This is a genomic window from Thiohalocapsa sp., assembly GCF_019695415.1.
In the GTDB taxonomy this organism is placed as follows: domain Bacteria; phylum Pseudomonadota; class Gammaproteobacteria; order Chromatiales; family Chromatiaceae; genus Thiohalocapsa.
On sequence record NZ_JAIFKJ010000127.1, the window covers coordinates 1 to 9788 of the forward strand.

Sequence of the window (9788 nt, forward strand, 5' to 3'; positions counted from 1 at the left end):
GGTAGACGCCGGCCAACAGATCGCCGCTTCCCTCGCGCGCCTCACCCAGGCGGATTCTCTCCCGGTGAGCCTGGTGCCGGTCCTGACTCATTACCGTAAACCGGCTCGCCATAAACGTGTGGATGACGGCGCACAGAAAGATGAGCGTGGCGACCAGATTGAACGGCGCTTGCTTGATCCGGTGGAGCAGTCGCGCTGAGATCCCGTCGAGCTCGGCGTCCTGGTAGCTGTTCAAGGCCGGGGGAAAGGCCGTCTGTACCTCCGTAGGCATAGCGGGCCAAGCCGAGCCGCTCCAGACGCCGAGCAGCAACAAGACAAGCGCAAGGCCGAAAACGCAGCGCGTGTTGATGGGGTTCATTCGTCTGCGTGTGGCTGATGTCGGTACCTGGGCTCGTTCAACTGTCGGCCGGGCGCTCGCGCCCGGGAGACTAGCGACTGATCGGGGCCTCGCAACATGCCTGCAATGGCCTATTTCGAGACGTGAAGTGAAAACGCGGTTTTCGCTTCGCTCCGTCTCTCGAACGCCTAGGCGCTTAAGACATGGCAGGGCATCCTGTCGCGCACAGGCAACTCGATTTATTCGAGCTGCCCGTATCGGGCGTTCTAGCCGCAGGGAAGCGCTAATCGATTGACGCTCCCCGGGAGCACCTCAAGTCGATCCGCAAGGCTATCCGCGTCGAGCGCAAAACGCACAGGCCGGGCGCCCAAATTGGGTGCCGGAATGCCAGTTCAGAGCCCGGCGTCGGCGCGCAGCCAGGCCTCTGCGGCCGGATCGGTCCATGGGTCCTCAAGAAAGCGATCGCGCCCATTTTGGGTGCCGAGTCGTTTGACCTGAGTCTATGCGGTGGTGATTATGGCTAAGGTTCCAAATCACTACCAAAGAGCCACCATGGTACCTGTGGCGACGCCAAGCTCGCGCTGATCTGCGTGCAGGGCTGGGTCGGCAGCTCGAGGCGTCCTTCTTTCTGCAATGCCCCTGCAACGCTCCTGCAACGCTCCTGCAACGCTCCTGAAAAAGAGGGTCGTATGAAGTTCCAGCTCAGCCTTCGCAAGCAATGGCCTTTCTGGGTCAGTGGTGTCTTCGTTGGTATCGCCGAGGTGATGCATTACGTTGCCTTCGGCAAGCCAATCCACCTCACGACCGGCCTGGTGCAGATGACGTCCGCCTTGGAGCAGACGCTTGCACCGGGGCTGGATTGGTGGTCGCGCGCCTATCAGCCCGATGTTCATTGGGGCATCATCGGCATCGTCCTCGGCGCCTGGCTGGTGACCCGAATGGAGCGGGAGTCGCGCAGCTGGCGGCGGTATCCCCGAGCCAATCTCTGGCTGGCCTTCTGGGGTGGCCTTGTGTTCAGCCTGGGGACGCGATTGGCCGATGGCTGCACCACCCACCACTTCCTTGGCGGTATCTCGTCGATGTCGGTTGCATCCCTGATCTTTGTGGTGTCGATCCTGCCCGCCGGCTTCCTGACCTTCTACTGGATGACCAAGCTCGGCGTCGGCAACGCGTTCAAAGGGCAAGAGAACCGCGAGACCGCCCGGTACGGCTACGAGCACGGCGGCAAGATGTGGCTGGATGGCATCGCCTGGGACATGAGTAAAGGCTACAAGCCGGGCAGGAATTGGCTCCAGATCGGGATCGTGGTGTTTGCGATCCTATTCTTTGCCAACGCCATCGTTGGCTCCTTCCTGCACGACCCGCTTGAGGGTCAAGTGGGATGGCAGCACGCGATCGTCAACTTCGGCTGGGGTGCGGCCATTTGGCTCATCTTGGTCGGGATTGTTGCCGGGATCGGCATGGCAAAGACCGGCTTTGGTACCGAGTGCGCCATGATGACGCCTGAGATTTCCATGGGGCTGAAGCACGACCGGAAACGCGGCTGCAGCCTGTTCGAGGGTCAGTGGCGGATCTCGGGGGCAACGCGTTACATGTTCGGTTCGATGTCGCCGTTCACCGCCATCTTCATCGAGTTTATCATTCTCTGGGTAGCTATCATGATTGGATGGCAGATATTCAGCAGGGAGCTGCCCTTTCAGAACACCGCCACTTGGGTCATGGTCTTGGGTGCATTGATGCAGGGGTTCGGCTCGGTGGCGATGATCGGCTGTGAGATCCGGACCTACATGCGCCTCGGGCTGGGGTACGCGACTGCGGTGGCCGCATTCCCTGGCTTCCTGTTGGGCTATCTCCCCTATACGCTGTTTGCGGAGTGGTGGGAGGATCTGGCCAGCGCGACCGTGATTACCGATGTCAAGTCCGTCCCCGAGCTCTTTGGCCAGGATCCCGCCACGCAATTGTTCGCGGCACTGGTCTATGGCGCGCTGCTCGTCGGTCTTGTCGTCTGGAGTGTCAGGAGAGGCATGCGTCTGACGGGAACCTCATTCAAAGCCCTGGCGACGACCCCGAATGACGAGCTCGCGATCGACTTCTTCAAGCGAAACTTCCCCGAGGACGAACGCTCTTACGCCGAGCATGTGAAACAACGTGACATGTCCGTCTGAGGCGCGCAGACGCGATGGCTGGCGCAGCAATGCTTTGGAGGCTGACGGGCTGCACAGTGGCGGCGACGGTCGGCGGAGAGTGTAAGACAGCTCGCGTTGCGGACTTGCCCGTTTCGCCGCACCGTTATCGCAGTGACGCTCTCTTCCCGAAGGAGTTCGCCCCGGAGGCTCCAGATGCCCAATCCAACCGATCAACAGGCCCAGACGGCGACGGCCATTACCGAGCTTACCGCAGCCCTGCGGCACTTCGAGGCGCGCTATGAGGCCGCCCGTCGCGCCGAGCGAAGGCTTCGCGTCGGGCTTGTCGTCGCCGTTCTGGTGATGCTCGGCGGCGGCATATACCTTGCCCAAAGCGCGACAACGGACTTTGTGGCGCGGATCGCGCCGCCGAGGGTCGCGCAGACCGATCCCGAAGCCGCTCTGGCGCGGCGCAATCACCTGCTTGCGAATCTGGAGCCTGCCGAGCGCGCGCGGCTCGAGGAATTCGAAACGCAGGCGGCCCTGGTGCGAGAGTACGTGCAAGTGTCGCCCGACTTCGACAGCGGCGCGACTGTGGCCCTGGTGCTGTCCAGCATGAGCCGCTCCGTCGAGGTCATGCCGCCGCTTTACCGTGTCGTTGCAGCGATGGCAGACGACATCCACGCCATGAACGCCCGTCTGGCGGAAATGGACCGGAAGATGGACGCGCTGCCGGTGCTCGCCACCGAAGTCCAGGGGATGCGCGGCCAGATGGCGATCATGGCCGCCGGCGTGGATTCGACCATGGGGCGCGCCGGACGCATGATGCCCTGGAACTGGTGACCGATTCGGCGTCGGCGTAATCGGCGCTGCCCATTTTGGGCGACGCTGGTGAGCGACGCGGGGCCCAGACGCCCATAATTCGACGCTTTGACCCCGCCCGACTCAGCATGCCCCAGCAAACCGTAACCGTCCACTCCTCCAAGCGGGTCTGTAGCCCTCCTCGCAGCGCTGGCTGGCACCGCACGGTCACCGCCATGTCCCTGCTGGCTTTGGCGTTTGCCGGCTGCGAGGCGCCGACGCCGCCCCCAACCGAGCCCACCGAGGTCTCCCGCCCTGCTCAGATGCAGGTTGTGAGCGCGGCGGAGCTGGGCAGCGACCTGCGCTTCCCGGGCCGGGTGCGGGCGGTGCAGCGCGTGGAGCTGGCCTTCAACGTGCCGGGGCAGATTGTCGAACTGCCGGTGGCCGAGGGCGAAGCGGTCAAGGCCGGGTCGCTGCTGGCGCGGCTGGACCCGGCCTCTTATCAGACCGCGCTGGACGTGGCGCAGGCCGAGCTGGATGCCGCCACCGCCGAGTACGAGCGGGTGCGCCGGCTCTGGGAGCGGAGCCAGGCGGTGGCGCGGGCCGAGGTGGACCGCAAGCGCACCGCCATGGAGGTGGCGCGCTCGCGCTTCGCGGCGGCGCAGAAGGATTTAGCCGACACCCGGCTCACAGCGCCCTTCGCCGGCATCGTTGCCAGGCAGCTCGCCGACAATTTCCAGAACGTGCAGGCCAAGGAGCCGGTGGTGAGCCTGCAGAATCCGGATGCCCTGGAGATCGTCATCCATGTGCCGGAGCGGGTGGTGCGCGGCGAGCCGCGGCGCGCCGCCGGCTTCGCGGTGTTCGACGACCTGCCGGAGCAGCGCCTGCCGGTGACCCTCAAGTCCTTCGCCACCGAGGCGGACCCGCAGACCCAGACCTACGAGGTGGTGCTGGGCCTGACCCCACCGCCGGGCCTGCGGGTGCTGCCGGGCATGGGCGTGGAGGTGCTGCCGGATACCGCCGCCTCCCTGACCGGCGGCGAGGACGCTGCCGACGGCGCCGCCCCTGTGCTGATCCCCATCGCCGCCGTCGCCGCCGACGCGGACGGCACGCCGACGGTCTGGGTGGTGGACCCGGAGAACGGCCAGGTCAGCCGCCGCGACATCGAGACCGGCGCCCTCCAGGGGGCGGACGTGGCCGTGCTGAGCGGGCTCGCGCCGGGGGAGCGCATCGTCACCGCCGGCGTGCACAGCCTGCGCGAGGGCATGCGCGTACACCCGCTCTCAGCCGAGCGTTGATCTGGTGCGGCCGCCATGAACCTCGCCTCCGCGACGCTCGACAAACGCACCATCGCCTGGCTCGGCTGCATCCTGCTGCTGGTGGGCGGCTGGATCAGCTACCAGCAGCTCGGCCGTTTCGAGGACCCGGAGTTCGTCATCCGCGAGGCGGTGATCTCCACGCCCTACCCCGGGGCGCTGCCCACACAGGTGGCCGAAGAGGTCACCGACGTCATCGAAGGCGCCGTGCAGCAGCTCCAAGAGGTGAAGGAGATCACCTCCGTCTCGGGCATGGGCCTGTCGCGGGTCAAGGTCGAAATCGACCTGCCCTTCGCGCGCAGCCGCGACCAGCTCGAGCAGGTCTGGGACAAGCTCCGGCGCAAGGTCGCCGACGCCCAGCGCGAGCTGCCGCCCGGCGCCGGCCCGCCGGTGGTCAACGACGACTTCGGCGATGTCTACGCGCTCTTCTTCGCCGTCACCGGCGACGGCTACTCGCTGGAGCAGGTCCGCGACTACGTGGAGGTGCTGGAGCGCGAGCTGGTGCTGGTGCCGGGCGTGGCGCGGGTCGCGACCCTGGGCGCACCCCAGGACGCCATCTATGTCGAGATCGCCGCGTCCAGGGCCGCGCAGCTCGGCATCACCCGGGAGCAGATCGACGAGGCCCTGCGCCGGCAAAACCTGATCTCCGCGGCCGGCGACCTGACCGCCGGCCCGCAGCGCATCCGCATCGCCCCGCAGGGGCAGGTGGATTCGGTGGCCGCCATCGGCAACATCGTGCTCGGCGCCGGGGGCGGCGAGCAGGTGATCTTCCTGAAGGACGTGGCCGAGATCAGCCGGGGCCTCGTCGAGCCGCCGCGGGTGCTGGTGCGCTACGACGGTCGGCCGGCCATCGGGCTTGGCGTGTCCAACGTCGCCGGCGGCAATGTGGTGGAGATGGGCGATGCGGTGCGCGGGCGGCTCGCGATATTGGAGTCCCAGCGGCCGGTGGGCATGGCGCTCAACGTCGTCTCCTACCAGTCAGACTCGGTGCGGGCGGCGGTGGACGGCTTCGTCTGGAACCTGATCGCCGCGGTGGTCATCGTGGTCGGCGTGCTGGTGCTCTTCATGGGGCTGCGGAGCGCCCTGGTGGTGGGCATCGTGCTGGTGCTCACGGTGGCGGGCACGCTCATCGCGATGAACCTGGACGGCATTGCCATGCAGCGCATCTCCCTGGGCGCACTCATCATTGCGCTCGGTATGCTGGTGGACAACGCCATCGTGGTCACCGATGGCATCCTGGTGCGCCTGCAGCGGGGCGAGGACCGGCGCCGGGCTGCCGTCGACGTGGTCCAGGCGACGCAGTGGCCGCTGCTCGGCGGCACGGCCGTCGGCATCCTGGCCTTCAGCGCCATTGGGCTCTCGCCGACGGACATGGGCGAGTACGCGGGCTCGCTGTTCTGGGTGATCCTGTACTCCATGCTGCTGAGCTGGCTGCTGGCGGTGACCATCACGCCGCTGCTCTGCGTCGTCTTCCTCAAGATCAAGCCGGCGGCGGACGCCGACGGCGCCCGCCAGCCGGTGCTGGACCGCTACCGGGCCGTGCTGCGCACGCTGCTGACCCATCGGCTCGGCACCGGGCTCGCGCTGCTGGCACTGTTGGCGGCGGGAGTAATCGGCTTCGGCTTTGTCACGCCCGGCTTTATGCCCGAGTCGGCGCGTCCGCAGTTCGTCGTCGACATCTACCTGCCCCAGGGCACGGACATCGCCGTCACGGCGGCGGAGCTGGCCGACATCGAGGAGACCGTCCGCGCCAAGCCCGGCGTCACCCATGCCACGAGCTTCGTGGGCCAAGGCGGCCTGCGCTTCATGCTGACTTACTCACCGGAGGAGCCGAACAGCGCCTACGGGCAGCTCCTGGTGGACGTGGACGATTTCCGGCGCATCGACCCGCTGGTGGCGGAGCTTCAGGAGCAACTGACCGCCGCGCACCCGGACGCCGCCATCAAGGTCTGGAAGTTCATGCTCGGGCGCGGCGGCGGCAAGAAGATCGAGGCCGCCTTCCGCGGGCCGGACCCGGCGGTGCTGCGCCGGCTCGCCGACGAGGCCAAGGCCATCATGGCCGCGGACCCGGGCGCCGTCGCGGTGCAGGACGACTGGCGCGAGAAGGTGCCCGTACTGCGCCCAGACGTGGACCCGGTGGCCGCCCAGCGCGCCGGTGTCGATGTCACCCAGGTCAGCGCCGCGCTGAACCGCGCCTTCAGCGGCGAGCGCGTCGGCGACTACCGCGAGGGCGACACCCTGGTGCCCATCATCGCCCGGGCGCCCCAGGCGGAGCGGGACACCGCGGCGGCGCTGGACAACGTCCAGGTCTACAGCCCCACCGCCGGGCGCTATGTGCCGGTGGGCCAGTTGGTAACGGGCACCGAGCTGCAATGGGTGGACGCCATCATCCGCCGCGAGGACCGCTTCCCGACCATCAAGGCCCAGGCCGACCCGCAGCCGGGTGCGCTGTCCGGACCGGTGCTGGAGCGGCTCAAGCCGCGGATCGAGGCCATCGCGCTGCCGCCCGGCTATGCGCTGGAATGGCACGGCGAGTACAAGGCCTCCCGCGAGGCCAATGAAGGGCTCGCGATCTCCGCGCCCTACGGCTTCGCGGCGATGGTGCTCGCGGTAGTGGTGATGTTCAACGCGGTGCGCCAGCCGCTGGTGATCTGGCTCACGGTGCCGCTCGCCGTCGTCGGCGTGGCCATTGGGCTGCTCCTGTTCCAGGTGCCCTTCGAGTTCATGGCCATCCTGGGTTTCCTGAGCCTGATCGGCATGCTGGTCAAGAACGCCATCGTACTCGTGGACCAGGCCGACGCCGAGCGCAGGGCCGGCAAGCCCGGCTTGGCGCCGGTGCTGGACGCCGCCGCCAGCCGCGCGCGGCCGGTGGTGCTGGGGGCGCTCACCACTATCCTCGGCGTCGCGCCGCTGCTGTTCGACCCCTTCTTCAAGAGCATGGCGGTGACCATCATGTTCGGCCTCGCCTTCGCGACGCTGCTCACGCTCATCGTCGTGCCCCTGCTCTATGCCGTGTTATTCCGGATACGAGACCATGCGACTGCCTGACCGCCCGACTGACTTCCTGCCCGCTGCTGACCAAGCTTCCCGCTCTGCCGTGCGCCGCGACACGCACCCCGTCCCACCGCCGGCCAAGCCTAACTTGCCGCCCCGGCGGCGGGCCGCCGCGGTCTGGCCCATGGTGGTCGTTCTCGTACTGCTCACCGGCTGCGCCGCTGCGCCGGAGCGCCTGGAGCCGCTGCCGGCGGCGCTGGCGGCCGACGCGAGCCTCCCCGGCATCGCCGGCGGCCGCTACTGGGGCGACGAGCGCCCGGCGCAGCTGGACGCCTGGCTCGCCCAGCCCGAGGCGACGCTGCGCGAGCGCTACGGCGGCGTCATGGGCCGCCCGCACAGCTACCTGGTGATCTCCGGCGGCGGCGGCGACGGCGCCTACGGCGCCGGCCTGCTGACCGGCTGGACCGAGACGGGCACCCGGCCCGAGTTTCAGATCGTCACCGGCATCAGCACCGGCGCGCTCATTGCCCCCTTCGCCTTCCTCGGCCCCGAGTACGACCCGGTGCTGCGCGAGGTCTACACGCAATTCTCCACGGACGACCTGATGGAGCCCCGGGGCCCGCTGGAGATCATCCGCGGCGACGCGGTCAGCAGCACCCGCCCGCTGCGCCAGAAGATCGCCGCGTATCTGAACGACGACGTGCTCGCCAAGATCGCCGCCGAGGGCCGCAAGGGCCGCAGCCTGCTGGTGGGCACCACCAACCTGGACGCAGGCCGGCCGGTGGTCTGGGACATCACCCGCCTGGCCGCCAGCGACGCGCCGAACGCACCGGCGCTGATCCACGACGTGATCCTGGCCTCCGCGTCCATCCCGGGCGTCTTCCCGTCGGTGCTGATCGAAGTGGAGGCCGACGGGCAACGCTTTGAGGAGCTGCATGTGGACGGCGGCGTCACCGCACAGCTGTTCTTCTCCCCGGCGGGTGCGGACTGGCAGCGCATCGCCGAGCGACTCGACGCTCAGGGCGAGCCGCGGCTCTATGTCATCCGCAACGCCAAGCTGCGCCCGCGCTGGCAGACCGTGAAGCGCCGGCTCGTGCCCATCATGAGCCGCAGCATCGACACCCTGATCGGCACCCAGAGCATCGGCAACCTCGCCGAGCTCTACATCGTCGCCCGCGAGCAGGGCCTCGACTACCGGCTCGCCTACATCCCCCAGAGCTTCTACGCCGTCGCCGACGAGCCCTTCGACAAGGACTATATGAACGACTTGTTCCGACTGGGCCGCCAGCGTGCGCTCGCAAACCAGGCCTGGATGAGGCTCAACCAGCTCGACTGACCGACAATTGTCCGAGAGCAGGACACCGAGGTTGTCGTCGTTCCTTTTCCCACCACTCCGGGCGACCGGAATACTGGCGAGATCGCGTGAAAAAGCCTGGCGCGGATGCCAGCCAGGTCCGCGGCTTGCAGGGTCCGCAGTGCTGCCTCGCGCAGCAGCGCGGCGCCAAGACCGCTGCCCTGCCGACGGCGGTCGACGGCTAAGCGCGCAAGCAGCATGACCGGCACCGAGTCCGGCATGTTGCGTCGCACCGCCCCTGCGCTTCGGCGCGGGCAACCGAGCCGACAACCAAGGCGATGAACTGTGCCCACGCGGCGGGCGCAAGCTCGAAGCGGGTCTTGTCCAGCAGCGTGTTCTGGGCCTCTTGGATGGCAGCATCGCGCACGAAGTCCGAAATGGACTTGTCGGCCTGCCGGGCAGCCCGCTCGATGAGTGCGCGTTGTGGCCCCTTGATACGGGTGTTAAGGGGAGGAGACTTAGGGGAGGAGACTTCAGTGTTTCCGAGCCGGCCATCGTTCTGACCCGGGCGAATTTGCACTCGTAGAGGCGTCTCTGACGGTCAAGCGGCGAGTGCAAGTTTTAATGCGATTGTACGGACAATCGGATAGGGGCCGGTACGCGCGCGACCGCCGCCGTGCTGGCCAGGACCATGGTCGGCGAAGGCCTGAAGACGGTCACCGCCGGCAGGAGTCCGACGGACCTCGCGGTGAGGAGCCGGCATCTACCATCGCACAGCGAGCGATGGTTACCGTTTGCGAGGGTCACCCTGGGGCCGCCGCAGACCCCGGCAACAGGGTCTGCTGACCATGTGCGCCACCAATCGACCCCAAGATCGACTGCGTCTTAGGCGATTTCCGTCACCTTGCACACCAGCTGACTTG

General features: G+C 67.6%; 7 protein-coding genes. 5 read left to right on the forward strand and 2 right to left on the reverse strand.

Annotated features, from left to right (window positions below; all coding sequences use genetic code 11):
* Nucleotides 1–358: hypothetical protein (locus I6U14_RS03105; protein WP_296896814.1), on the reverse strand; the 358-nt coding region annotated here is incomplete at its 3' end.
* 668 nt (nucleotides 359–1026) lie between these two features.
* On the opposite strand from I6U14_RS03105, the gene I6U14_RS03110 reads away from it, so the two are divergent.
* The 5 genes from I6U14_RS03110 to I6U14_RS03130 all read left to right on the forward strand — a co-directional run bounded on the left by I6U14_RS03110 (nucleotide 1027) and on the right by I6U14_RS03130 (nucleotide 8907).
* Entirely contained in the window at nucleotides 1027–2502 is a 1476-nt protein-coding gene (locus I6U14_RS03110) for a YeeE/YedE thiosulfate transporter family protein (RefSeq protein ID WP_296896815.1), read from the forward strand.
* Between the two features lie 174 nt (nucleotides 2503–2676).
* Complete coding sequence (locus tag I6U14_RS03115; RefSeq protein ID WP_296896816.1) at nucleotides 2677–3303, forward strand: hypothetical protein; 627 nt, start codon at nucleotides 2677–2679, stop codon at nucleotides 3301–3303.
* A 194-nt stretch (nucleotides 3304–3497) separates the two neighbouring features.
* Complete coding sequence (locus tag I6U14_RS03120) at nucleotides 3498–4559, forward strand: efflux RND transporter periplasmic adaptor subunit (RefSeq protein ID WP_296896817.1); 1062 nt, start codon at nucleotides 3498–3500, stop codon at nucleotides 4557–4559.
* 15 nt (nucleotides 4560–4574) lie between these two features.
* Complete coding sequence (locus tag I6U14_RS03125) at nucleotides 4575–7625, forward strand: efflux RND transporter permease subunit (RefSeq protein ID WP_296896819.1); 3051 nt, start codon at nucleotides 4575–4577, stop codon at nucleotides 7623–7625.
* A 130-nt stretch (nucleotides 7626–7755) separates the two neighbouring features.
* Nucleotides 7756–8907, forward strand: a complete 1152-nt coding sequence (locus I6U14_RS03130) for a patatin-like phospholipase family protein (RefSeq protein WP_296896821.1) — start codon at nucleotides 7756–7758, stop codon at nucleotides 8905–8907.
* Nucleotides 8908–9106: 199 nt separating this feature from the next.
* On the opposite strand, the gene I6U14_RS18235 is transcribed toward I6U14_RS03130, so the two are convergent.
* Nucleotides 9107–9445: a DUF1778 domain-containing protein gene (locus I6U14_RS18235; protein ID WP_367115618.1), complete on the reverse strand. Its 339-nt coding sequence runs from the start codon at nucleotides 9443–9445 to the stop codon at nucleotides 9107–9109.
* Nucleotides 9446–9788: the final 343 nt, after the last annotated feature.

Coding starts and splice junctions, on each gene's coding strand:
- I6U14_RS03110 (WP_296896815.1), top strand. CDS start 1,027: ATGAAGTTCCAGCTCAGCCTTCGCAAGCAATGGCCTTTCTGGGTCAGT.
- I6U14_RS03130 (WP_296896821.1), top strand. CDS start 7,756: ATGGTGGTCGTTCTCGTACTGCTCACCGGCTGCGCCGCTGCGCCGGAG.
- I6U14_RS03125 (WP_296896819.1), top strand. CDS start 4,575: ATGAACCTCGCCTCCGCGACGCTCGACAAACGCACCATCGCCTGGCTC.
- I6U14_RS03120 (WP_296896817.1), top strand. CDS start 3,498: ATGTCCCTGCTGGCTTTGGCGTTTGCCGGCTGCGAGGCGCCGACGCCG.
- I6U14_RS03115 (WP_296896816.1), top strand. CDS start 2,677: ATGCCCAATCCAACCGATCAACAGGCCCAGACGGCGACGGCCATTACC.